Origin of the sequence: Lentzea sp. NPDC102401 (assembly GCF_044765805.1) — a bacterium.
In the GTDB taxonomy this organism is placed as follows: domain Bacteria; phylum Actinomycetota; class Actinomycetes; order Mycobacteriales; family Pseudonocardiaceae; genus Lentzea; species Lentzea sokolovensis.
The window spans coordinates 14,572-37,947 of sequence record NZ_JBIWKS010000008.1 but is presented as its reverse complement, the minus strand read 5'-3'; the positions used below and the strand labels follow the sequence as shown (position 1 = coordinate 37,947).

24 protein-coding genes and 2 tRNA genes are annotated in these 23,376 nt (G+C 68.1%); 9 read left to right on the top strand and 17 right to left on the bottom strand.

The genetic code is table 11. From position 1 onward, the window contains the following. Positions 1–74: 74 nt before the first annotated feature. Both ACIRG5_RS26460 and ACIRG5_RS26455 read left to right on the top strand, forming a co-directional pair. Positions 75–1,316 (top strand): sensor histidine kinase, encoded by a 1,242-nt coding sequence (locus ACIRG5_RS26460; RefSeq protein ID WP_402909052.1) that lies wholly within the window; start codon positions 75–77, stop codon positions 1,314–1,316. Continuing rightward, entirely contained in the window at positions 1,304–1,945 is a 642-nt protein-coding gene (locus ACIRG5_RS26455; protein WP_319977903.1) for a response regulator transcription factor, read from the top strand. The genes ACIRG5_RS26460 and ACIRG5_RS26455 overlap by 13 nt, the downstream gene beginning before the upstream one ends. On the opposite strand, the gene ACIRG5_RS26450 is transcribed toward ACIRG5_RS26455, so the two are convergent. The 6 genes from ACIRG5_RS26450 to ACIRG5_RS26425 all read right to left on the bottom strand — a co-directional run bounded on the left by ACIRG5_RS26450 (position 1,930) and on the right by ACIRG5_RS26425 (position 6,737). Next, the gene (locus ACIRG5_RS26450; protein ID WP_402909050.1) at positions 1,930–2,757 is read right to left on the bottom strand and encodes an amidohydrolase family protein; all 828 of its coding nucleotides are present in this window, start codon (positions 2,755–2,757) and stop codon (positions 1,930–1,932) included. The two genes, ACIRG5_RS26455 and ACIRG5_RS26450, sit on opposite strands and share 16 nt — an antisense overlap. Beyond that, positions 2,757–3,233, bottom strand: a complete 477-nt coding sequence (smpB, locus tag ACIRG5_RS26445; RefSeq protein WP_093598230.1) for an SsrA-binding protein SmpB — start codon at positions 3,231–3,233, stop codon at positions 2,757–2,759. Before smpB ends, ACIRG5_RS26450 begins: the two co-directional genes overlap by 1 nt. 30 nt (positions 3,234–3,263) lie before the next feature. Then, positions 3,264–4,166 carry a permease-like cell division protein FtsX gene (ftsX, locus tag ACIRG5_RS26440; RefSeq protein WP_319977901.1) on the bottom strand — a complete coding sequence of 301 codons (903 nt, stop codon included), beginning with the start codon at positions 4,164–4,166 and terminating at the stop codon, positions 3,264–3,266. A 40-nt stretch (positions 4,167–4,206) separates the two neighbouring features. Next, on the bottom strand, positions 4,207–4,896 hold the full coding sequence (ftsE, locus tag ACIRG5_RS26435) for a cell division ATP-binding protein FtsE (RefSeq protein ID WP_030470385.1): 690 nt from the start codon (positions 4,894–4,896) through the stop codon (positions 4,207–4,209). 175 nt (positions 4,897–5,071) lie between these two features. After that, positions 5,072–6,175: a peptide chain release factor 2 gene (gene prfB, locus ACIRG5_RS26430; RefSeq protein ID WP_402909047.1), complete on the bottom strand. Its 1,104-nt coding sequence runs from the start codon at positions 6,173–6,175 to the stop codon at positions 5,072–5,074. 61 nt (positions 6,176–6,236) lie between these two features. Next, entirely contained in the window at positions 6,237–6,737 is a 501-nt protein-coding gene (locus ACIRG5_RS26425; protein WP_030470382.1) for a PadR family transcriptional regulator, read from the bottom strand. 388 nt (positions 6,738–7,125) lie between these two features. Between ACIRG5_RS26425 and ACIRG5_RS26420 the strand changes: the two genes are divergently transcribed. After that, positions 7,126–7,335, top strand: coding sequence for a hypothetical protein (locus ACIRG5_RS26420; RefSeq protein WP_089922009.1), 210 nt, complete (start codon positions 7,126–7,128; stop codon positions 7,333–7,335). A gap of 198 nt (positions 7,336–7,533) precedes the next feature. On the opposite strand, the gene ACIRG5_RS26415 is transcribed toward ACIRG5_RS26420, so the two are convergent. The 3 genes from ACIRG5_RS26415 to ACIRG5_RS26405 all read right to left on the bottom strand — a co-directional run bounded on the left by ACIRG5_RS26415 (position 7,534) and on the right by ACIRG5_RS26405 (position 10,989). Then, positions 7,534–7,607: transfer RNA gene (locus tag ACIRG5_RS26415), tRNA-Met, on the bottom strand. A 252-nt stretch (positions 7,608–7,859) separates the two neighbouring features. Next, positions 7,860–7,933, bottom strand: a tRNA-Met gene (locus ACIRG5_RS26410). A gap of 53 nt (positions 7,934–7,986) precedes the next feature. Continuing rightward, the gene (locus tag ACIRG5_RS26405) at positions 7,987–10,989 is read right to left on the bottom strand and encodes a UPF0182 family protein (RefSeq protein WP_402909045.1); all 3,003 of its coding nucleotides are present in this window, start codon (positions 10,987–10,989) and stop codon (positions 7,987–7,989) included. Between the two features lie 94 nt (positions 10,990–11,083). Here ACIRG5_RS26405 and ACIRG5_RS26400 point away from each other — a divergent pair, with 94 nt between their 5' ends. Next, entirely contained in the window at positions 11,084–11,623 is a 540-nt protein-coding gene (locus ACIRG5_RS26400) for a PPA1309 family protein (RefSeq protein WP_402909043.1), read from the top strand. Positions 11,624–11,928: 305 nt separating this feature from the next. Here ACIRG5_RS26400 and ACIRG5_RS26395 read toward each other — a convergent pair whose 3' ends face one another. Further along, positions 11,929–13,008, bottom strand: a complete 1,080-nt coding sequence (locus tag ACIRG5_RS26395; RefSeq protein ID WP_402909041.1) for a PDZ domain-containing protein — start codon at positions 13,006–13,008, stop codon at positions 11,929–11,931. A 44-nt stretch (positions 13,009–13,052) separates the two neighbouring features. Here ACIRG5_RS26395 and ACIRG5_RS26390 point away from each other — a divergent pair, with 44 nt between their 5' ends. Further along, entirely contained in the window at positions 13,053–14,354 is a 1,302-nt protein-coding gene (locus tag ACIRG5_RS26390) for a zinc-dependent metalloprotease (RefSeq protein WP_402909039.1), read from the top strand. Between the two features lie 103 nt (positions 14,355–14,457). Here ACIRG5_RS26390 and ACIRG5_RS26385 read toward each other — a convergent pair whose 3' ends face one another. After that, the gene (locus tag ACIRG5_RS26385; RefSeq protein WP_402909037.1) at positions 14,458–14,985 is read right to left on the bottom strand and encodes a M48 family metallopeptidase; all 528 of its coding nucleotides are present in this window, start codon (positions 14,983–14,985) and stop codon (positions 14,458–14,460) included. A 195-nt stretch (positions 14,986–15,180) separates the two neighbouring features. Between ACIRG5_RS26385 and ACIRG5_RS26380 the strand changes: the two genes are divergently transcribed. The 4 genes from ACIRG5_RS26380 (at position 15,181) to ACIRG5_RS26365 (ending at position 18,118) form a co-directional block, all read left to right on the top strand. Then, positions 15,181–15,336 carry a DUF5679 domain-containing protein gene (locus tag ACIRG5_RS26380; RefSeq protein WP_169746029.1) on the top strand — a complete coding sequence of 52 codons (156 nt, stop codon included), beginning with the start codon at positions 15,181–15,183 and terminating at the stop codon, positions 15,334–15,336. 82 nt (positions 15,337–15,418) lie between these two features. Beyond that, positions 15,419–16,183, top strand: coding sequence for a TOMM precursor leader peptide-binding protein (locus ACIRG5_RS26375; RefSeq protein WP_402909035.1), 765 nt, complete (start codon positions 15,419–15,421; stop codon positions 16,181–16,183). Continuing rightward, positions 16,180–17,490, top strand: a complete 1,311-nt coding sequence (locus ACIRG5_RS26370) for an AarF/UbiB family protein (RefSeq protein WP_319977892.1) — start codon at positions 16,180–16,182, stop codon at positions 17,488–17,490. The genes ACIRG5_RS26375 and ACIRG5_RS26370 overlap by 4 nt, the downstream gene beginning before the upstream one ends. An 85-nt stretch (positions 17,491–17,575) precedes the next feature. Next, positions 17,576–18,118, top strand: a complete 543-nt coding sequence (locus ACIRG5_RS26365; protein WP_402909033.1) for a hypothetical protein — start codon at positions 17,576–17,578, stop codon at positions 18,116–18,118. Positions 18,119–19,087: 969 nt separating this feature from the next. Here the strand turns inward: ACIRG5_RS26365 and ACIRG5_RS26360 are convergent. From ACIRG5_RS26360 to ACIRG5_RS26335, 6 genes are all read right to left on the bottom strand, one after another. After that, positions 19,088–19,258, bottom strand: a complete 171-nt coding sequence (locus ACIRG5_RS26360; protein WP_402909031.1) for a hypothetical protein — start codon at positions 19,256–19,258, stop codon at positions 19,088–19,090. Then, positions 19,255–20,127, bottom strand: a complete 873-nt coding sequence (locus tag ACIRG5_RS26355) for a class I SAM-dependent methyltransferase (protein ID WP_402909029.1) — start codon at positions 20,125–20,127, stop codon at positions 19,255–19,257. The genes ACIRG5_RS26360 and ACIRG5_RS26355 overlap by 4 nt, the downstream gene beginning before the upstream one ends. A 74-nt stretch (positions 20,128–20,201) precedes the next feature. Further along, entirely contained in the window at positions 20,202–20,420 is a 219-nt protein-coding gene (locus ACIRG5_RS26350) for a hypothetical protein (RefSeq protein WP_402909027.1), read from the bottom strand. Beyond that, on the bottom strand, positions 20,417–20,737 hold the full coding sequence (locus tag ACIRG5_RS26345; RefSeq protein WP_402909025.1) for a WhiB family transcriptional regulator: 321 nt from the start codon (positions 20,735–20,737) through the stop codon (positions 20,417–20,419). Before ACIRG5_RS26345 ends, ACIRG5_RS26350 begins: the two co-directional genes overlap by 4 nt. A gap of 98 nt (positions 20,738–20,835) precedes the next feature. Further along, entirely contained in the window at positions 20,836–21,108 is a 273-nt protein-coding gene (locus tag ACIRG5_RS26340; protein ID WP_402909023.1) for a hypothetical protein, read from the bottom strand. 146 nt (positions 21,109–21,254) lie between these two features. Continuing rightward, positions 21,255–23,324 carry an ATP-dependent DNA helicase UvrD2 gene (locus ACIRG5_RS26335; protein WP_402909021.1) on the bottom strand — a complete coding sequence of 690 codons (2,070 nt, stop codon included), beginning with the start codon at positions 23,322–23,324 and terminating at the stop codon, positions 21,255–21,257. Between the last annotated feature and the right edge of the window lie 52 nt (positions 23,325–23,376).

The following is a 23,376-nucleotide window of genomic DNA, read 5'->3' as shown; positions in this document are numbered from 1 at the left end:
CGAGGCAGGTAGGGCTGTCCCCACCTCCGACCGGATAGCTAGCCAGATGGTCTCTGACCAGCGGGAACGACACCATGGACGTCATGAGGAAACCGAACGCGCTCGCAGCCGGGTTCTACCTGCTGACCAACCTGGTGACCGGCATCTTCTGGTTCACCCTCTCGGTCGTGCTGACCGTGGTCGGGTTCGCGACCGCGATCGTCTGGGTGGGCATCCCGCTGCTGTGGCTCGCGATGAACGTCGTGCGGGGTGGCGCGACGATGGAGCGGTCGTGGGTCAGGGCGGCGCTGCGCACGGACATCCCCAGCCCGTACCGCGCGACGCCGCCGGGTGTCACGCTGTGGCAGCGCTGGAAGGCGCAGTTCACCGATCCGGCGACCTGGCGCGACTACGGTTACCTGTTGTTGCTCCTGCCGATCGGCATCGTGGAGTTCGCGTCCGTCCTCACGATGTGGGTGGTGGTGGCAGCGTTCATGGCGGTGCCGTTCTGGATCGGCGAGGCGCCGTTCGCGGTGATCGTCGGCGAGTTCTGGACGATCGACTCGTTCGTGTCGGCGCTGCCGGTCTCGTTGATCGGGCTGGCGTTGATCCCGTTCGCGGTCCTCGGCACCAGGGCGCTCGGCACGGTGCACGGCAAGTTCGCGCGGGGCATGCTCGGTCCGACGCGGGCCGACGCGCTGGCGATCGAGGCGGAGCGGCTGTCGTCGAGCCGGGCCCGCGGCGTGGAGGCGGCCGAGGCGGAGCGCCGGCGCATCGAACGCGATCTGCACGACGGCGCGCAGCAGCGGCTCGTGGCCGTGGCGATGGGGCTGGGCCGGGCGAAGTCCAAAATGGACACCGATCCGGAGGGTGCCGCGGAGCTCATCGCGGAGGCGCACGCGGACGCGAAGCTCGCCATCAAGGAACTGCGGGATCTGGCGCGGGGCATCTACCCGTCGGTCCTGGGTGACCGGGGGCTCGACGCCGCGTTGTCCGCGCTCGCCGCCCGTGTGCCGATCGAGGTCGAGTTGCAGGTGAACGTGGAGCCGCGGCCGCCGACATCGGTGGAGAGCGCCGCGTACTTCACCGTCGGCGAGGCGCTCACGAACATCACCAAGCACTCCAACGGCACCAGGGCGACCGTGCGGGTCAACAGGGTGGACACCGGGGTGCTGGTCGAGGTCACCGACAACGGTCAGGGTGGCGCGGAGCTGAAGCCTGGCGGCGGACTCGCCGGCCTCGCGGACCGTGCTGCCACGATCGACGGTGTGGTTGTCGTCGTCAGCCCCGTTGGTGGGCCGACCGTTATTCGAGCGGAGTTGCCGTGCGCGTGGTGATCGCCGAGGACTCGGTGCTGCTGAGGGTGGGCGTGCAGAGGTTGCTCGCCGACGAGGGCATTGAGACCGTCGCGGCGGTGGAGAACGGCGACGACCTCCTGGACGCCGTGACGGAGCACAGGCCCGACCTGTGCGTGGTGGACGTGCGGATGCCGCCGACGTTCACCGACGAGGGCCTGCGGGCCGCCATCGAGTGCCGCCGCCGCTTTCCCGGGCTGCCAGTGCTGGTGCTGTCGCAGTACGTCGAGGAGCGCTACGCCGTGGAACTCCTCGCGGGTGGCGCCAGCGGTGTCGGATACCTGCTCAAGGAACGGGTGGCGGACGTGAAGGAGTTCGTCGACGCGGTGCGGAGGGTCGCCGACGGCGGCACGAGCATCGACCACGAGGTGATCACGCAGCTCATGGTGCGCAGCAAGAAGAGCCCGGTCGACAAGTTGACGCCCCGCGAACGCGAGGTGCTCGGGCTGATGGCTCAGGGCCTGTCCAACACGGCCATCGCCAACACGCTCGTGGTGTCCGACGGCGCCGTCGAGAAGCACGTCGGCAACATCTTCGCCAAGCTCGGCCTGGAGCCGTCGAACTCCGAGCACCGCCGGGTGCGCGCCGTGCTCGCCTACCTCGACAGCTGAAGCAGACGGGCGCCGTTGTCGTGCAGGATCGCCTGCTCGGCGGCGGCGTCCAGGCCCCACGACCTGATGGCGTCGATCTGCACCTCGTAGGGGTACGGGATGTTCGGGAAGTCGGTGCCCAGCACCACCCGGTCCACCAGCCCCGCGATCCGGGAACCCCAGTCAGCCGGCAGCGGCACCATCCGCTCGGTGAACGGAACGCCCACCATCGTGGTGTCGACGTGCACGTTCGGATAGCGCTCGACCAGGTCCAGCGCGCCTGAGTAGTCCGGCATCCCGGCGTGCGCGATGACCGCCGTCAGCCGCGGGTGCTTCTTGAGCACTCCCTCGAAGACGCCGAGCCCGGTGAACTCGCCCGGCATCGGCCCGTCGCCGCAGTGCACCACGACCGGCACGCCGGCCTCCGCGAGCTGACCCCAGACACCGTCCAGCAGCGCGTCACGCGGGTCGTAGCCACCGACCTGGACGTGCGATTTGAAGCACCGCGCACCGGCTTCCAGGGCCTTGCGCACGTACGCCTCGGCGCCTGGTTCCGCGTAGAACGTGCCCGTCGGAACCGCCTCGGGCACTCGCGCCGCGAAGTCGGCCACCCACTCGTTCAGCCACTGCGCCATCCCCGGCTTGTGCGGGTAGAGCAGGGGTGCGAACGCGACGACGCCCAGCTCCCGCAGTGCGGTGAGCCGGGCGTTCTCGTCGGTGCGGTACTGGATGAACCAGTCGACACCGGATTCGCGCACGCGGTCGAAGTAGGACCAGACCTTGTCCAGGACGTTCTGCGGCATGAAGTGGACATGGACGTCCACCAGTGCCATCAGTAACGGCCCTTCAACGCCCGTCCGTGCGCCTTCGCGATCTCGCGGTTCGCGTCGCGCTTCGCCAGGTCCTGGCGCTTGTCGTAGGACTTCTTGCCCTTCGCCAGCGCGATCTCGACCTTGACGTAGCCGTCCTTGAAGTACATCTGCAGCGGCACGAGCGACAGACCGGACTCCTTGGTCTTGCCGATCAGCCGCTCGATCTCGCTCTTGTGCAGCAGCAGCTTGCGCTTGCGCCGGACCTCGTGGTTCGTCCAGGTGCCCGCGACGTACTCCGGGATGTGCAGCGCGTGCAGCCAGATCTCGCCGTCGTCGACCTGGGCGAAGGCGTCCACCAGGGACGCCCGTCCCATGCGCAGGCTCTTCACCTCGGTGCCGACGAGCTGAATGCCCGCCTCGTAGGTGTCCAGAATGGACCAGTCGTGCCGAGCCTTGCGGTTCGACGCGATGACCTTCTGCCCGCGTTCCTTGACCATGACAACCAGTCTAAATGCTCGGCAAAACTCTTAAAGGCGCACGTAGAGACGCAGTGTCACGTAGCCGGTCGTCGCGGAGATGACTATCGCGACGAGGAACAGCCAGGGCGACACGATCAGGATGTCCAGATACCCGATCGGCGGAATGATGCCCGACTCGGTGAGGTTCCTGGTGATCCGGTCGAGGAAGAACGCCTTGAACAGCACCAGGCCGCCGACCGCGGTGACCGAGCCGATGATGCCCGCGACGACCGCCTCAATGAGGAACGGCAACTGCGTGTACCACCGGGTCGCGCCCACCAGTCGCATGATGCCGACCTCGACGCGGCGGGTGAACGCCGACACCTGGATGGTGTTCGAAATCAGCAGCAGCGCGGCGAACGCCTGGATGAGCGCGAGGATCAGAGCGACGTCACGCATGCCGTTGAGGCCCTCGAAGAACCGCTCCAGGAACTTGCCCTGGTCGTCGACGCCCTTCACACCGGGCTTGCCCTCGAAGGCCTGCTTGATGACGTCGGTGCGCTCCGGGTCCTCGAGCTTCACGCGGAACGTCGCCGGGATGGCTTCCGGACGCGCGAGCTTGAGCAGTTCCGGCTGGGCCTCGAAGATCTTCTTGAAGCGCTCGAAGCCCTCGTCGCGGTTCTGGAACACCACTGTCTCGACGCCGGACGTCTGTTCCAGGGCGGAGCGCAGGCCCGCGCACGGCTGCTGGGTGCAGTCCTTGTCGTTGGCGCTGACATCGTTCGTCAGCAGCACGGAGACCTCGAGCTTGCCCGCGTAGTTGGCCTGCATCTTGTCGACCATGCGGACGACGAGCAGGCCACCGCCGAGCAGCCCGAGCGAGATGGCGGTCGTGAGGATCATCGCGATCGTCATCGTGACGTTCCGGCGAAGTCCGGTGATGACCTCGCTGAACACGAAGCTGGTACGCATCGGGGGCGGGGTTCCTTGGGGTTCGGGGGCTTAGGGACGCTTAACGGCCAACGCCGTAAACGCCGCGCGCGTCATCACGGACGACCTTGCCGTACGACAGCTCCACCACTCGGCGGCGCATCGAGTCGACGATGCCGTGGTCGTGCGTGGCCATGATGACGGTCGTGCCGGTGCGGTTGATCCGCTCCAGCAGCAACATGATGTCCTGGCTCGTGTCGGGGTCCAGGTTTCCGGTCGGCTCGTCGGCGATCAGCACCAGCGGGCGGTTCACGAACGCACGGGCGATCGCGACACGCTGCTGCTCACCACCGGACAGCTCGGTCGGGAACCTGTCCTCCTTGCCGTCGAGACCCACCAGCTGCAGCACCTCCGGCACCACCTTGACGATGGTGTTGCGGGGCTTGCCGATGACCTCCAGCGCGAACGCGACGTTCTCGGCGACCGTCTTCGTGGGCAGAAGACGGAAGTCCTGGAACACGCAGCCGATGGACTGACGCAGGCGGGGGACCCTGCGTCGCGACATCTTGGCGACGTCGAAGTTGGAGACGTAGACGCGTCCCCTGGTCGGCACCTCTTCGCGCAGCAGCAGACGCAGGAACGTCGACTTGCCGGACCCCGAAGGACCGATCAGGAAGACGAACTCGCCCTTCTCCATCTCGACGGACACGTCGTCGAGCGCAGGACGCGTGGAGGTCTTGTAGACCTTGGAAACGTGTTCGAGACGAATCACGAGGCGCGAGTCTACTCATGGCCGGGGTAAAGCCCCCGTTCCGGTTAACTTCCAGCCCCGGAAGGGCGGCTGCGACCTCGACGCCGCGTGTCCGACCAGGCACTACCCGTCCACAAAAAGAGCACGTCCAGCCCTCGTTCGGGGCTGAACGTGCTCTTCGACTCAGATCAGCGAACTAGCTCTGCTGGGACTGCTTGCGCCACCGGATGCCGGCCTCGAGGAAGTCGTCGATCTCACCGTCGAGCACCGCGGACGGGTTGCCGACCTCGTGGTTGTTCCGCAGGTCCTTGACCATCTGGTACGGGTGCAGCACGTAGGAGCGCATCTGGTTGCCCCAGCTGGAGCCGGAGTCCTTCAGCGCGTCCATCTTGGCCTGCTCCTCCTGCCTGCGGCGTTCGAGGAGCTTGGCCTGCAGGACGTTCATGGCCGTGGCCTTGTTCTGCAGCTGCGAGCGCTCGTTCTGGCAGGACACCACGATGCCGGTCGGGATGTGCGTCAGGCGCACCGCCGAGTCCGTCGTGTTGACGCCCTGGCCACCGGGGCCGGACGAGCGGTAGACGTCGACGCGCAGGTCCTTCTCGTCGATCTCGACGTGGTCGGTCTGCTCGACGACGGGCACGACCTCGACGCCGGCGAACGACGTCTGGCGGCGGCCCTGGTTGTCGAACGGCGAAATGCGCACGAGACGGTGCGTGCCCTGCTCGACGCTCAGCGTGCCGTAGGCGTACGGGGCGCTGATGCGGAAGGTGGCGGACTTGATGCCCGCTTCTTCGGCGTAGGACGTGTCGAACACGTCGACGCCGTAGTTGTGACGCTCAGCCCAGCGGGAGTACATGCGCAACAGCATCTCGGCGAAGTCCGCGGCGTCGACGCCACCGGCCTCGGCGCGGATGGTGACGAGGGCGTTGCGCTCGTCGTACTCGCCGGACAGCAGCGTGCGCACTTCCAGGCTCGCGATCTCGTCGCGGAGCTTGGCCCGGTCGTTGTCCGCGTCGGCCGCCGCGTCCGCGTCCTCTGCCTCTTCGGCGAGTTCGTAGAGCAGCGGCAGGTCGTCGAGACGCGAACGCAGACCGGTCACGCGCCGCAGCTCACCCTGCTTGTGGGAGAGCGCGCTGGTGACCTTCTGCGCCTTCTCCTGGTCGTCCCAGAGGTCGGGGCGGGTCGCCTGCGCCTCCAGGTCCGCGACAGCGGCGCGCAACGCATCGAGGTCCAGCACCGCCTCGATGCTCGCAAGAGTGGCGGAGAGGTCCTTGATGTCTGCTTCGACGTCCGGGTTCACGCACAAAGATTACGCCAGCACCGGCCGCCGTACGCGACCGGTGCTCACTGGCGCTCTCTTGTTACGCGGTGGGGATCGCGTCGAGCAGCTTGAGAACGGCCTTGGCGTGAGCGAGACCGAACTCGGCCACCGCCTTGGCGTAGGGGTCCTCCGCCGTCTTGGCCGCGCTCTTCGCGCTCTCCTGTTCCTGACCGTACGTCGAACGCGCGGTCGTGATCAGGGATTCACGCTGCTTCGCGGTCAGCGAACCGGCGTGCACCAGACGAAGGATGAGCGGGCTGCGCAGGTGGTCCGGGCCAGGCTCGGACAGCAGCCAGTTCTTGAAGGCCTTCTTGCCCGCGGCCGTCAGCACGTACTGCTGACTGGACCGCGGTCCCTGCTTGCCGAGGCGCAGCAGGCCCTGGTCAGCCAGCGCGGGCAGCTCGCGGTACACCTGGGAGCGGGTCACGCTGAAGAACGCGCCGAAGCGGTCTCCTGCCTCCGCCACCAACTGGCCACCGGTCTTGGGTCCGTCGTGCAGCAGCCCGAGCAGGGCGGCTGCGGTCGCATTCAGGTCTGACACAACGACAACGTTCCCACGTCTGGGGGAAGCTGTCCACAATGGTCAGCCGTTCTGTCCACAGTGGCTGATCACCGGGCTAGTCTGATGGGCCATGCGGAGCAACGAAAAGTCTCGCTGAGTAAGCGGCAGTTTTCCAGCCTCACGCGTTTGGCCGCTTGACCGTCCGTGTCCATCCCGGATGGAAAAGTCCTTTCGCTGAAACGAAAGTCCCCCTCTCTCACTCGATCGGCGGTACGAGTCTCACCGGCCGAAGCCACCCGAATGGACGGTCGGGGTCGTCCGTCGCACGACCTGGTGATGTCCGCGCAGACCCCTTTCCCGCGCCCGCCGTTGCGGGAAAATGATCACTGCCAGGCATGCGGTGCGAGACGACGGAGGTCGGGGACCCATGAAGAACCTGAACTTGAAGTGGCTGGACCACAAGAAGGTGGCCGCGCACACGAGGGCGTGGGTGACGGGCGGCATCCCGGAGCAGGCCGGCAAGGACGAGTGCATGGTGTGTGGCAAGCAGATCCGCAAGCACCGCACCGTCAACGGCGAGGGCCGCATCTGCTCCAGCATGCTGTGCGCCCAGTACTGGGCGGAGAACATGACCTGAACGACCCCACCCGAGCACCTGCGGAGTCCGGGGGCTCGTTCCGACGGGCACACCGGCGGAGGCCTGGGGCCTTGCCCGACGGGCCACCTACGGGGGCCTGGGGGCTTGCCCCCAGGGTGGGGTTTGGGGGCAAGCCCCCATTGCAAATGCGAAAAAGTCCTGTTCGCGATCTCCGCGAACAGGACTTTCTCTACTTTGTAGCGGGGACAGGATTTGAACCTGCGACCTCTGGGTTATGAGCCCAGCGAGCTACCGAGCTGCTCCACCCCGCGCCGCTTCAAGCTTTTGTTGCTGTCTTGCTGTTGTAAGTAGAACTATACACCCTCTGGAAACCCGTTTTTACCACCCCCCACTAACTGCCATTTCCGCAGGTCAACCGATGTAAGCCACGGTTACCGGGCCGCCTGGGCGACCTACGGGGGTCTGGGGGCTTGCCCCCAGGGTGGGGTTTGGGGGCAAGCCCCCAATGTAAATGCGAAAAAGTCCTGTTCGCGATCTCCGCGAACAGGACTCTTCCTACTTTGTAGCGGGGACAGGATTTGAACCTGCGACCTCTGGGTTATGAGCCCAGCGAGCTACCGAGCTGCTCCACCCCGCGTCGGTATGAATAGAACCTTACGCGGGGTGGAGCGGATAAAGCAAATCGTGTGGTCAGCCGGACGGTGTGGGGCTCGGCACAACCGACGACTGGCCCGTCGGCGGGGTCGCGGCAGCGGTGTTGTACTGCTTGAACCTCTTCGTCGCGTCGTCCAGCTTCGCGTACGCCTGGCCGAGCTCGGTGAAGTTGCTGTTCTGCTGGGCCTTCTTGATGTCGGCCAGCGCCGCGTCGATGTCGTTGACCGCCTTCTGCAGCTCAGGGCTCAGTGCCCCGTTGGTCGGCGGCGTGGTCGACGGCGGCGTGGAGGTCTGGCCATTGCCGTTGCTGTTGTCGCTCGGCGGCGGCACGACCGCGCCGGCACCGCTGAGGACCTGGTCCAGCGCCTCGTTCAACGTGGACGCGTAGCCGACCCGGTCGCCGTACCAGACGAGCACCTTGGACAGCTGCGGGTACGACGTGTTGTTGGACGCGCGTTCGATGTAGACGGGTTCGACGTAGAGCAGCGCTCCACCCACGGGAAGTGTGAGCAGGTTGCCGTAGACGACGGTCGTCTTCTGCTGGGTCAGCAGGTTGAGCTCGCGGCTGACGTTGTCCGACGTGAGGAACTGCGTCTGGATCTGCTGCGGACCCTTGGCGTCCTGGCTGAGCTGCAGCACGCTGATCTTGCCGTAGTTGTCCGGGTCGGATCCGACCGAGACGTGGGCCGCCATGAACTCGCGGTTCTCCCGGACGAGCGGGCTGGTCAGCTGGAAGCGGACCTTGCTCGGGTCGCTCGGGTCACCGGCGAGGACGTAGAACGGCGGCTGGGCGTCCCTTCGCTTGCTCGCCGCGTCGCGCTGGGCGTCGGCCGTCGTCACGTTGTCGATCGTCGGGTCCTGCGGCGGCGCCCAGTAGGCGACACCGGAGTAGAAGTCCGACGGCGACGAGACGTGGTACTTCGACAGGATCTGCCGCTGCACCTTGAACAGGTCCTCGGGGTAGCGGAAGTGCTGGCGCAGCTCGTTCGAGATCTCGCTGCCCGGCTTCACCGTGCCGGGGAAGACGCCCATCCACGCCTTGAGGACCGGGTCCTTGTCGTCGATCTGGTACAGGTTCACCGAGCCGTCGTAGGCGTCCACAGTGGCCTTGACCGAGTTGCGGATGTAGTTGATGGGCTTGTTGACCTGCGAGATGACGACGCCGTCCGCGGTGAGCGAGTCGTTCGTCGCGTCACCGAGCTGGGTGCGCTGCGCGTACGGGTAGTTCTCCAGCGTGGTGTAGCCGTCGACGATCCACGTGATGCGGCCGTTGACGACGGCCGGGTACGGGTCGCTGTCCACCGTGAGCCACGGGGCGACGGCCTGCACGCGGTCGCGCGGGACGCGCTTGAACAGGATCTTCGAGTCGTCCGCGATCGACTGGTTGAAGAGGATGTTGCGCTCGCCGTAGTAGGCCGCGAAGGCGAGCTTGTCGAACAGGCCGCCGATCGGGACACCACCGGTGCCGGTGTAGGTGTAGGACTTGGCGTCCGTGTCGTACTCCGCCGCCGAACCGGCCGGGCGGCCGCCGACGATCGAGTAGTCGTTCTGGCCGAACAGCTCGCCGTAGTAGGTGCGCGGCTGGTCGACCTTGATGCCGTTCTGCACGTTGCCGACGTCGCCGTTGGACTTGACCTCACCGGTCTTGAAGTCCGGGTAGCCGCCGTTGGACTCGTCGGCGACCGCGTTGACCTTGTTCGCCTCGGCGTAGACGAAGCCGTTGCCGTGCGTGTAGATGAGGTGCTGGTTGATCCAGTCGCGCTGGCCCTGCGGCAGGCTGTCGAGCTTCAGCTCGCGCACCGCGACGATGTAGTCGCGCAGCTTCCCGTCCACTGTGTACCGGTCGACGTCGAGCTTGTTCGGGAAGCCGTAGAACGGCCGCAGCTGCTGGAACTGCGTGAAGGTGCGCGACAGCACCGCCGGGTCGAGCAGGCGGATGTTGCCGAGCGTCCCCGCGTCGTTGGTCTTGACCTGGTCGTTGCTGACGTTCTGCTTGCCCTCGTAGGGCTTCGTCTCGACCTTGTCGTCGGTCAGCCCGAACGACTGCCGTGTCGCCGCGATGTTGCGGGTGATCGACTCGGCTTCCTTCTGGATGGCGTTCGGCTTGACCGAGAACTGCTCCAGCACCGCGGGCCACGCCGCGCCGACGAGCACGCTCGACAGCACCAGCAGGACGGTCGCGATGGCGGGCAGCTGCACGTTGCGCATGAACGCGCCCGCGAAGAACGCGACGGCGCAGAACACCGCGATGCACAGCAGGATCAGCTTGGCCGGCAGCACCGCGTTGAGGTCGGTGTAGCTCGCGCCGACGAACTTCTCGTTCTCGTGCAGCAGCAGCGTGTACCGGTCGAAGAAGTACGCGACGGCCTTCAGCAGCACGAACGTGCCGGCGACGAGCGCCAGGTGCAGCCGCGCGGGCCCGGAGAGCTGACCGCCGCGACCGGCCAGCCGGATGCCGCCGAACAGGTAGTGCGCGATCACCGCGCCGATGAACGACACCGCGACCGTGATGAACAGCCACGACAGCAGCCACTCGTAGAACGGCAGCTGGAACGCGTAGAAGCCGATGTCGTGCCCGAACTGGGGGTCGGTCACGCCGAACGGCTGCGAGTTCAGGAACAGCTGGATCTGCTGCCAGTCGTCCTGCGCCGACGCGCCCGCGATCAACCCGACGAACACGGGGATGCCGATCGCGAACAGACGCATCCGCCGCATCACGACGGTGCGGTAACGCGCCACCGGGTCGTCCGGACCGGACACCGGCACGAACACCGGCCGGGCCCGATAGGCGAGGTAGAGGTTGAGTGCGACGACACCGCCGACGACGGCCCCGACGGCCACGAACAAGGCCAGCCGGGTGAGCAGCACCGTGCTGTAGACGTCGCGGAATTTCACCTCGCCGAACCACAGCCAGTTCACGTAGGTGTCGAGCAGCCGCGATCCCGTGATGAGACCGAACAGGAGCACAACACCTACGATGAGCAGTATTCGGCTTCGCCGGGACAGTTTCGGCAGTCCGACCGGAGGCCGTGTGGCCACGAGGCACGCTCCTGGATCGCGGTATTTCGTTACGTACGTTTAGTCCAACTCTACGGACGACGCCCTGGGTTCCCGTGAAGCCCGCAGTCTTACGATGACACGCGTGTCAGCGAGTGAAACGCCAGCGGTCATCCTCCCGACGGTCGCCCGCGAGGTCGAGGAGTTCGTAGCGGCAGGCGGCTGGGAGCAGCCTCCGCAGCTCTTCGCCCTCGTGGCGACCTCAAACCTGATCGACCAGCAGCCGGAGCTGCGCAGCCAGCTCGACCCCGAGGCGAGCCCGCTGACCCCGATCGCCCAGGACGCCCTGGAAGGCGACCTGGCCGACGCGCTCGCGGGCATCGAATGGCCCCCGGCCGTCACCGGCTGCGCCCTGGCCCAGGAGATCGTCGTGCTGCCCCCGGAGGCGGAGACGGAACTGAGCCACGGCGACCTCGACGACGAGGCGGCCCGCCAGTTCGCGGCCGCACACCCGGCGCGGCGCGAGGCGCGCCTGGTGGCCGTGGTGCTGCGCGACGGCTCGGTCTCCTGCCTGCTGCGGCTGCGCGGCACGGTCGAGATGCCAGAGGAGGTCGTCGAGCACCCCGAGCTGGCGCCGAACCTCACCGACGCCCTGCTCGCCACGCTGCGGCCCTAGTCGTCACGTCCCCAGGCTGGCACAACCCCGGCACGTTCTCGCGCCGGGGTTGTGATCTTTCTGCCTGGTGTTCGCGGCAAGCGGACAGCGGCCGACCCCGAGAAACGACCAGCTCCAGCCGCAGGACGCTCAGAGCGCGCGGTGCGAGGGACCACCGATCTTGGCGGACCCTCTGAGCACGTCGAGATGCAGGGGCTCCCAGGTCAGGGGTACCCGCTGAACACCGAGCCGCTGCCCGCCCACGCACTCGGGGGAGCTCCCGCGACCCAGAACAGGCGCGAAAGCTCCTCCGGAGTCGAGAGCCGTCAGCAGCTCGGCGTGTCCTTGCCGGAGTTGAGCGCCTCCAGCGACGACACGGCGTCCGACAGGTTCTCGACCTTGATCAGCTTGAGGTCGCTCGGCGCCTGCTGCTTCGCGTCCGTGCAGTTGGCGGCCGGCACGAGGAACGCCGTCGCGCCCGCTTCCTTCGCGGCGACCATCTTGAACGCGATGCCACCGATGGGCTTCACCGTGCCGTCGCCCGCGATCTCGCCGGTGCCCGCGATGGCCTTGCCGCCGTTGAGCTCGCCCGGCGTCAGCTTGTCGACGATCGCCAGCGCGAAGATCAGGCCAGCCGAGGGGCCGCCGACGTCGGACAGGCTGATCTTGATTTTGAACGGCACGTCGGCGCGGTCGACCGGCGAGATGCCGATGAAGCCCGCGGTGCGGCCGTCGTCGCGGGTGCCGAGGGTGAGCTGGGTCGACTGGGAGGTGCCGTCCTTCTCGAACGCCACCTCGATGCGGTCGCCGGGCTTGGTGTTCTCCAGGGCGCTGCTGACGTCGGCGGCGCTCTGCACCTGCTTGCCGTTGACCGAGATGATGCGGGCGCCGAGGGGGATGACGTTGTCCGCGGGGCTGCCCTTGGTGACCTGGTTCGCGATCACCATGCCCGGATACTTGAGGTAGTGCAGCGCGGCGACCTCGGCGGAGGTCTGCGACTCGCTGAACGCGAGCTCGTTGTTCTTCTGCACCTCCTCCTCCGACTCGCCGGGCTTGAAGAACTCCTCACGCGGCGCCAGGGCGTAGCGGCCCGACAGCCACAGGCCCAGTGCGCCGAACAGCGAGACGTCGTCGGTGAGCGAGACCGTCGTCATGCGCAGGGTTCCCTTGGTGGGGAACGTGTCCTGGCCGTCGACCGAGACGACGTCGGTGTCCTTCACCTTGCCGAGCACGTCGTAGGTGGGGCCGGGGCCCAGCGCGACGTACGGGACTCTGGCGAAACCGCCGAGCAGTCCGAGCGCCGCCACCACTAGGAAGCTGACGATCAGCGTCCACGTCCGGCGGGTCAGTCCGCGTTCCCTCGGCGGGAGCGCGGGCGGGGGTGCGGTCGTGACGGTTTCACTCACGGCTGAACAGCGTACGACCATGTCCGTCCGCGTACGGTAGAGGCATGAGTGACGTGCCGTTCGGGTTCAGCCCGCACGACCCCGAGGACAAGAGCGGGAAGCCGGGAGACAACCCGTTCGACTTCAGCCAGCTGGGCGACATGCTCAGTCAGCTGGGCTCCATGCTGAGCAACGCGGGGTCGTCGAGCGGGCCGGTCAACTACGACCTCGCGAAGCAGATCGCGTTCCAGCAGTTGTCCTCGACGACGACCACGATCGGGTTCGCCTCCGACCAGTCGAGCGCGGTCACCGACGCCGTGCACCTGGCCGAGATGTGGCTGGACCCGGTCACGTCACTGCCCGCGGGCACCCGCACGACGCAGGCGTGGACGGCGCGCGACTGGATCGAGCGCACCATCCCGACGTGGCAGCGCCTGTGCGACCCGGTCGCGCAGCGCATGTCCGGCGCCTGGGTCGAGGCGATGCCCGCCGAGGCGAAGCAGGCGGCCGGTCCGCTGCTCGCGATGCTCGGGCAGATGGGCGGCATGGCGTTCGGCTCGCAGCTGGGCAACGCGCTCGCGCAGCTCGGCTCCGAGGTGCTCACCTCGACCGACGTCGGCCTGCCGCTCGGGCCGGAGGGCACCGCGGCTCTGCTGCCGGCGAACATCGAGAAGTTCACCGAGGGCCTGGAGCGCCCCGCATCCGAGGTGATGGTGTTCCTCGCCGCCCGCGAGGCAGCCCACCAGCGTCTCTTCACGCACGTGCCGTGGCTGCGGCAGCGCCTGCTCGACACCGTCGAGGAGTTCGCCAAGGGCATCAAGGTCGACACCTCGGCACTGGAGCAGCTCGCGGGCCAGATCGACCCGTCGAACCCCGCCTCCATCGAGGAGGCCATGAGCTCGGGCCTGCTCGAACCGCAGACCACCCCGGAGCAGAAGGCGGCGCTCAACCGCCTCGAGACGCTCCTCGCGCTCGTCGAGGGCTGGGTGGACGTCGTGGTCGACGCCGCCGTTGCCGACCGCCTGCCCGGCGCTCCGGCCCTGCGCGAGACGCTGCGCCGCCGCCGTGCCTCCGGTGGCCCGGCCGAGCAGACGTTCGCGACGCTCGTGGGCCTGGAGCTGCGCCCGCGCAAGCTGCGGGCCGCCTCGGCGCTGTGGAAGCTCATCGGCGACCAGCACGGCGTCGAGGTGCGCGACAGCGTGTGGGAGCACGCCGAGCTCGTCCCGACCGCCGAGGACCTCGACGACCCGCTGGAGTTCGCCGAGCGCCTCACCAACACCCGCAAGGCTCTCGAGGACCCGATCGCCGAGCTGGAGCGCACCATGCGCGAGGACGGCGAGAAGGGCGACAAGCCCGACGAGGCCTGATCGAAGTTCTGAACGACGCGCCCGGCGAGGACTTCCTCGCCGGGCGCGTTGCGTTCTGGGCTCGGCGCGCACACCCTCGCCGAGCGGTTTCCGTGGTCGATCTTCAGTCTTCCGAGATCCCCCAGCCTGCGGCGGCCGAGAGTCCCTCCAGATAGCCCATGGCCCGCTCGGTCTTCTGGTAGCGGTGGACCCACTCCCAGAAGTCCTTGCCGTGCCCTGGCACCAGCAGGTGCGCGAGTTCGTGCACCAGCACGTAGTCGAGCACCCACGGCGGCACGTCGCGCAGCCGTTCGGACACGCGGATCGTGCCCTCTGTCGGCGTGCACGACGCCCAGCGCGTGCGCATGGGCGGCACCCAGCGCACGCTCACCGGTTCGGCCAGCGCGTCGAGGTAACGCGCCGACAGTTCGGCGCAGCGCTCCATGAGCGCCTCGTCCGATGCTCGCGCAGGGGACTTCCTGCGCGTCTCACTGCGCTGGAGACGGCTCAACATCTCCGCCACCCAGTGCTTCTCTTCCCCCTTGGTCATCCGTGCCGGCAGAAGGACGACGACGGTGTCGCCCTCCCGGTACGCGCTGACCATGCGGCGGCGCCGGGGGCTCCGCCGCACTTCCACCCGCGGTTCGGCCATGCAGTCACCGTAAACGTCGCCACCGACAATTTTCGGCCCCCAACCGGCGGCAGGCGCGCACCCGGCGGGTGAAGTTCCACCGAACGGCGGCTGGACACGCGCGGGATCGACATGCGCGGTTTCGCACGCCTGCGGAGGTACCGTCGCGCCAAGGTCCCCGAGTGTGTCCGCACTCACAACTGCAAGGGAGGGGCTGTGGCCGACACCTACAACGGCTACTGCGTCAAGTGTCGCGAGAAGCGCGACTTCGACGGAAACGTCGAGGAGACCAATGGGCGGCGCATGGCGAAGGGCACCTGCCCTGTCTGCGGTACGAAGATGACGCGGATCCTCGGCAAGGCCAAGGTCTGACGTTTGCGCTGGCAGGGGGCCCCGCCCCCTGCCAGTCTCTACCCTCGTGGACACAAGACCCCGTGTGCGTGCAGGACTGGCCGTGGTGCGCAGAGCCCCCGGCGTCGTCCAGGTCGGCACCGACCCGAAACACGCCGTCGTGATCGACTCGCTGTCCGAGGCGGTGGTCGACGAACTGATCACCCTCGACGGCCGCCACACCGTCGCTGAACTGGGTGAAAGACTGAAATCCCGCGGCGAGGACCCCACCCAGTTGAGTGAAGTTCTCGTCTCACTCGAAGAAGCCGGCCTGCTCGACGACGGCCCGCCTTCAAGGGGCGGAACGGCCGCGGTCCACGGGTCAGGCCACCTCGCCCTCTCCATCACTTCGCTTCTGGCCGAATCCAGCGTTCAGCTCGCGCACAACGCCGATCTGACGGTGCTGGCGGCGACGCAGGTCCCCGATCCGAACCTCGTGAGCACGCTGATGGCGTTCCGGACGCCGCATCTGGCCGTGCGCGTCCGTGAAGGCGTGGGCATCGTCGGACCGTTGGTCCTACCTGGCCGTTCGTCCTGCCTGAACTGCGCGGACCTGCACCGTGCCGACCAGGATCCGGCTTGGCCCGTCATTTCCGCCCAGCTCGCGGGCCGACCGGCCTCGACCGACGTGCTGTTCGCGTCGGGCACGGCGGCGCTGGCGGTGGCGCAGATCCTGGAGTCGTTGATCTACGTCCGCGGCCGCGACCTGGCACCTCCACCCGTGGTGAACGCCACTCTCGAACTCGACCTCGCGGCAGGCGTCGCTGAGAGGCGAAGCTGGTATCCGCACCCTGACTGTCAGTGCTCCGCACATAACATGGCCGAGTGACCGAGATTCCGCGCAAGGCCGTGCAGCGCACCGCCAAGCTGGCGAGCCTCCCGCTCGGGGTGGCCGGCCGGGTTGTCGGCGGCTGGGGGAAGCGACTCACCGGACGCGCGGCCGACGAGGTCAACGCCGAGGTGACGGCCAAGACGGCGGAACAGGTCTTCGCGGTGCTGGGCCAGCTCAAGGGCGGCGCGATGAAGTTCGGCCAGGCCCTGAGCGTGTTCGAGGCCGCGGTGCCGGACGAGCTGGCGGCCCCGTACCGCGAAGCGCTGACGAAGCTGCAGACCGCGGCCCCGCCGATGCCCGCCCGCACCACGCACCGCGTGCTCGCCGAACAGCTCGGCGCGTCCTGGGCGAAGCGCTTCCAGGAGTTCGACGACACCCCGGCCGCGTCGGCGTCCATCGGCCAGGTGCACCGCGCCGTGTGGCACGACGGCCGCGACGTGGCGGTGAAGGTCCAGTACCCCGGCGCGGACGAGGCCCTGCGCGCCGACCTGAAGCAGCTGCTGCGGTTCAGCCGGTTGTTGCAGGCGATCATGCCCGGCACCGACGTGCGCCCCCTGCTGGAGGAGCTGCGCGACCGGTACCTGGAGGAGCTCGACTACCGCGACGAGGCCGCGAACCAGCGCACGTTCGCGAAGGCCTTCGAGAACGACCCGCACGTGCTGGTCCCCCGCGTCATCGCCTCGTCGCCCAAGGTCATGGTGACCGAGTGGACGTCGGGGGTGGGCCTGTCCCACATCATCCGCGAAGGCACCGCCGAGGACCGCGACCTGGCGGGCCAGCTCCTCGCCGAGTTCCACTTCTCGGCACCGTCCCGCTCGGGCCTGCTGCACGCCGACCCGCACCCCGGCAACTTCATGCTGGGCGACGACGGCCGCCTGCGCGTGCTCGACTTCGGCGCCGTCGCCCGCCTGCCCGACGGCCTGCCGAAGACGCTGGGCCTGATGACGAGGCTGGCGCTGGACGGCCGTTCCGCCGACCTGGTCGAGCTGCTGCGCACCGAGAACTTCATCCGCGAGGGCATGGAACTGCACGGCGAGGACGTGCTCGGCTACCTGGCGCCGTTCGTGGAGCCGCTGCGCGCCGAGTCGTTCCACTTCACCCGCCGCTGGCTGCAGTCGCAGGCCGAGCGGGTGGGCGATCTGCGCAGCCCGGATTCGCAGACGGGCCGCTCGCTGAACCTGCCGCCGCAATACCTGCTGATTCACCGCGTGACAATGGGAGCGACGGGCATTCTCTGCCAGTTGGACGCCCATGTGACCGCACGGGAAATCGTCGCGCGCTGGCAGCCGGGATTCGACGACTAACTCGTCCGAGTGAACCTGCGGGAAGTTGTCCACAGGTTGGCTTCCAGCCCGGTTCGCCTGCCTTCCGGTGCGCCACGATGAACACATGACACACATCGCGACCACCGCTGAGCTGCGGAAATCCGGTATCTCCTCGCGCGAGATCCTGCGTCACTGCACCCCCGCCGGGTCGTGGCAGCAGCTGCTGCCCGGCGTCGTTCTGACCAAGCCGTCCCCACCGACCCGGCTCGATCGGCTGCGTGCTGTTCTTTCCTTTGCCGGGCCTTCCTCGGTGATCACGGGAGCCGACGCACTGGTCCGCCAAGGCGCCACACTTCCTCTTCCGCGACACATTCACGTACTCGCGGGAATGAATGCGCGAAGAGCACATCCGTGGATTCTGCTCGAACGCACCAGCCGCCCGCCGGACGTGGTGGAGCGCCACGGGCTTCGGCTGGCCGGCCCGGCCCGAGCTGCCCTGGACATGGCCCGGCGGGAGCTGAACCCCCGCGCCGTCGTGGAGATCCTCGACGCCGTGGTGGGGGCGCGGCTGTGCTCGCCGGCCGATCTCGCGGAGGAGTTGCGGGTGAGCAGCAGGAGAGGAACGGCGCTGGTCAGGCAGGCCTTACGCCACCTCTACCCGACCTGACGACTCGACACTCGCGGTAGGTGTCGCCGCAGGTCAGTGGGGATCACTTTCGGCTTCGCGCAAGCATCACAGCCTCGCCTCGGAAGCAGTCCCCTCACTCATGACGCATGCCCACACCCCAGGGCTTCACGTCGCCTGTCCCGCCGCGCGATCCGTCACCGACTCCGCGCGATCGGACCGCCGCCCGTCACCACGTCTGAGCCACCGCAGGTCAGATGGCACGCCCCGGCGACCGACATCCACCAACGGCGTCCCGCACGAACTGCACCAGAACTCGCGCCTGCCCACTCCCGGCTTGGACCTGCATCCCAGCGGGGCCCACACCCACAGGCCCACCTCACCACCGCGCGATTCTTCTCGCCAACCCTCGCGAGAACAGACCACCAGCCCTCACCACATCTGAGCCACCGCAGGTCAGCCGACATGCCCAGCGAACGACATCCACCAACGGCATCCCGCGCGAACTGCACCAGAACTCGCTGCCCACCCTGGGTCGGACCTGCACCCCAGCGGGGCCCACACCTGCGGGCCACCTCATGCCGCGCGATTCTTCTCACCGACTCCGCGCGATCGGACCACCGACCGTCACCACGTCTGAGCCACCACAGGTCAGATGGCACGCCCCGGCGACCGACATCCACCAACGACATCCCGCACGAGCTTCACCGGAACTCGCTGCCCACCCTGGGTCGAACCGGTACCGGGCACGGCCCCACCCACAGGCCCACGTCACCTCACCCGTCGCACGATCCCTCTCACCAACACCGCCCGATCGGACCACCGACCCTCACCACGTCCAAGACACCGCAGGTCAGACGGCATGCCCACCGGAGGACATCCACCAACGGCATCCCGCGTGAACTGCACCGAAAACTCGCGCCCACCCCAGTCCGGACCAGTGCCCGGCACGGCCCACCCTCACGGGCCGCCAGCCACCTCACCCGTCGCGCGATCCGCGACCCAGGTGAGTCAGCGCCAGTACTCGTCCGGCAGCTTGCCCTCGATGTCCCGCACGTGGGTCTTCGAGCAGACCTGACACAACCACCGGATCGAGCCACCGGTCCGCTCGGACGACCAGGCCAGGAACTCCAGGTCGGAAACGGAGGAACGCTGCCGCCCGCATCTGTGGCAGGCGGTCACCGGCGCCGTCCCACATGAACGGTGTCGGTCTCCAGCAGGAACACGTCCTCGCGGGCCCCCGCGTACTCCGAGTCGGAGGGGTTGAGCAGGCGGCGCAACGCGTCGCGGTCGGACGGGTGCAGGTGCGGGCCGGTGACCTCGGACAGCCAGGTCAGGCGGTCGACCGCCCAGTCGCGGACGAGTTGTTTGGCCGGGGCCGGGTGGTCGACGACGAAGCTGAAGGCGCTGATCTCACCGAGGCCCGCGTCGGCCAGGGCCACGTTCCAGCCGACAGGGAGGCGGACTGAGCCGGTCATGTTCTCGCGCATCGCCGTGAACCACGACGCGCGGGCCGCGGCCATGCGGTCCTGGAGGCCGGGTGAGCCGACGCCGAGGTCCCACGGGAGGAAGCGGGTTTCGAGGCCGCCTTCCGCCAGGGCGAGCCATCCGCCGGGAGCCAAGGCTTCTACCAGGCGTTTCACTCCGCGCAACTGATCAGGGAGGTGGTGGATCACCCGCGAGCCCCAGATGAGCTCGACCGGGCCGGCGAACGACAGCGGGTCTTCGGCGGTGAGGTCGGCCAGCACGGGTTTCACCGTGACGACGCCGTCGCCTTCAGTGCGGGCCGCGGCGCAGGCCGCGTCCAGCAGTTCGGGCGTGGCGTCCACCAGTACGAGGACGCCTCCGCCGTGCTCGCGCAGGGCCGAGACGAGCGGCACGCTCATCGAGCCGGCGCCGCAACCGACGTCCATCACCACCGGCGAGTCCGGTAGTGGGGCGACGAGCCTGCGCGCGACCGAGGACAGCGCCTCCGCCTGCAGCGAGCCGTAGCGCCTCATCGCGTGGAGGCGGGAGGACCAGTCGATTCCGTCGTGAGTGTGGTGCGGCACAAAGGGAACGGTACGGAGGAACGGCCGAGGCCGCCATCCACCTTCTCGTGGATGACGGCCTCAGCTCGAGACTGTCAGAGGTCGAAGCGAGCCGCTCTGCGTCCCGCCCATCGCGACAACCTGCGCCAACGTTGCGCTGACGCGAGGCGGTTCGCCAGGCGTTGCTCCTCCGCGAACCTCTGGGCTTCTTGTATTCGTATTCGCACGAGTTCTTCATTCAGAGACATGGGTGTCAGGCCCTCGTTCAGGTAGGCGGGGATCGTGCCGTTGTTGGTGAGCTGGTCGGTGTTCACGCCGCCGCCTCCGTCTTGCTGGCAGTGACAACGGTCGCGTCCTTGCGCGGACGGCCACGGGGCCGCTTCCGCGCGATGACGACACCGCGCTCGAAGATCTCTCCACCCCAGACGCCCCACGGCTCGTGACGTGCGACCGCGCCGGCGAGGCACTCCGCGAGGACCGGGCAGGTCCCGCAGAAGGACTTCGCCTTCTCGAGGTCGGCAGGTGCGTCGGCGAACCAGAGGTCGGGGTTGTGGGTGCGGCAGGGGATGTCCAGCCCCTCCGCGAGGTCCGGAAGTGTCTCGCCCGTGAGCGGGACAGTCGCGGTCAACATCAGGGTTTTCTCCTTGTGTGGGGTACAGCAAAAAACACGAAAGCCGCGGACTCTTGGCGAGTCCGCGGCTTTCGTGAGCCTGGTGGTCCTTCGACCCTCTAGGGGGTCGGCAGGAGCCTTCTCACTTGATGCGCGGACAGCGCATTCGTGTAGTTGTCGACGTCATCGATGACCGGCAGCGCGATCGGCTGCTCGCTGCCCAGTTCGACGGCGGTCAGAGCGGTGCCGCGCAGAGCGGTGCCCCGCTCACGGCCCAGCAGTGCCACTGGCTTGTGGGCAGAGGTGTGCCACATGGCCTGAGCGGATGCGGACGTGCAGATGCCCTCGGTCAACGGGAGGCCGAGCGCGCGGGAGATGCTGAAGATCTTCACAACGGGCCACCTCCTCCGAACGAGAGAGCTCTGCATCGAGAGCTAGTAGTAGTTCTTCTTCCCCAGACGGGTCCTCCGGACCCGGCATGAGCAGGTTATGACCCCGTCCCGGGGGCTCGCAACCTATTTAACGAAACTTGTCCCGATCAGGTAGCGGAGTACCCGACACCGGCTCGGACCAGGCCCAACACGTCGTCACCGAACTTATCAAGCTTGGAGGCGCCGATGCCCGAGATCGCGACGAGTCCGGCCGAATCCGTGGGTCGCTGCTCCGCGATCGCCACCAGGGTCGCGTCGGTGAAGACGACGTACGCGGGCACCTTCAGCTCCCGCGCCCGTCCCGCACGCCACCGGCGCAGCGACTCGAGCAGCTCTTCGTCCACATCGGACGGGCAGGACCTGCATCGGCCGAGCTTGACGGCCTGCGCATCGACCAGCGTCGACGCGCACACCCGGCAGGTCGGCTTCTCCTTCTTCATGAGAGGAGGGCGCTGAGCGGCGGCGGATACGCGTGCGGCCGGGTGATTCTCGGGAACGAGGTTGTAGAGGAACCGCGAACGGCGGCGGTACTTGCGCCCACCGGCCGCGCGCGCCAGCGCCCACGACAGCCAGATGTGCTCACGCGCACGCGTGACACCTACGTAGAGAAGGCGGCGCTCTTCTTCGATCTTCGCGTCGTCGCCGTCGGCGTACTGGATCGGCATCGTGCCCTCGACCAGTCCGACGAGGAACACGGCGTCCCACTCGAGGCCCTTCGACGCGTGCAGCGACGCCAGCGTCACGCCTTCGACCGTCGGCGGGTGCTGCGCCTCGGCCCGCACGTCCAGTTCCACGCAGAACCGCGGCAGGTCGGCGTCGGGCACGGTGACGGCGAACTCCTCGGCCAGTTCGACCAGCGCGAGCAACGACTCCCAGCGTTCACGCGCCGTGCCACCGGTCGGCGGCTCGTCGGTGAGCCCGACGCGGTGCAACACCGAGCGAACGACCTCGGGCAGGCTCCCCGCGACGTCTCCCGACGAGCGCAGTGTGATCATCGCCTGGCGCACCTCGGCGCGCTCGAAGAAGCGTTCTCCACCGCGCACCAGGTACGGGATGCCGAGGCCGGCGAGCGCCTGCTCGTACGCCTCGGACTGCGCGTTGACGCGGTAGAGGATCGCGATCTCGGACGCCGCGACGCCCTCGTCGAGCAGCGTCTTGATGCGGCCCGCGACCGCGTCGGCCTCGCTCGGCTCGTCGTCGAACTCGTGGAACCTCGGCTTCGGTCCCTCCGGGCGTTGCCCGATCAGCTGCAGCCGCGAGCCGGCGGGACGCCCGCGCGCCCACTTGATCACGTCGTTGGCCAGTTCCACGACCTGTGGCGTCGACCGGTAGTCGCGTTCCAGCCGCACGACGACCGCCTCGGGGAACCTCCGCCCGAAGTTCAGCAGCGGCTGCGGAGAGGCGCCCGCGAACGAGTAGATGGTCTGGTTCGCGTCGCCGACCACGGTCACGTCGTCGCGATTGCCCAGCCACGAGTCGAGCACGCGCTGCTGCAGCGGCGTCACGTCCTGGTACTCGTCCACGACGAAGCAGCGGTAGCGGTCGCGGAACTCCTGCGCGACCTCCGCGTTGTCCTCCAGCGCGCCGGCCGTGTAGAGCAGCAGGTCGTCGAAGTCGAGCAGCTGCGCCTCGTTCTTGAGCTGCTCGTAGGTCGTGTAGAGCTTCATGATCTGCTCGGCGGGCGCCGGGATGTCCCGCGCGGCGCGAGCGGCGGCGACCGGGTAGTCCTCCGGCGTCAGCAGCGACGCCTTCGCCCACTCGATCTCGCTGGTGAGGTCGCGCAGCGCGTCCGGCTCCGTCGGCAGTCCCAGCCGGGACGCGGCGCGGGCGACGACGCGGATCTTCTGGTCGACCAGCTCCCAGCGCGGACCGCCGATGACGCGCGGCCAGAAGTAGCGGAGCTGGCGTGATGCGGCGGCGTGGAACGTCACGGCCTGTGCGCCCTGCACGTCCAGGGAGCGCAAACGTGTGCGCATCTCCCCCGCGGCGCGCTTGGTGAACGTGACGGCCAGGACCTGCGACGGAGCGACGTGACCGCGTTGGCACAGATAGGCGATGCGGTGGGTGATGGTGCGCGTTTTGCCGGTACCGGCGCCCGCGAGCACGCACACGGGGCCACGTGGGGCCTCGACCGCGGCGCGCTGTTCAGGATCAAGACCCTCCAGCAACGCGTCCATCCCGGCAGTCTCGCAGACGGCCGATGCGAGTCTGATACCACCGCGCCGTATC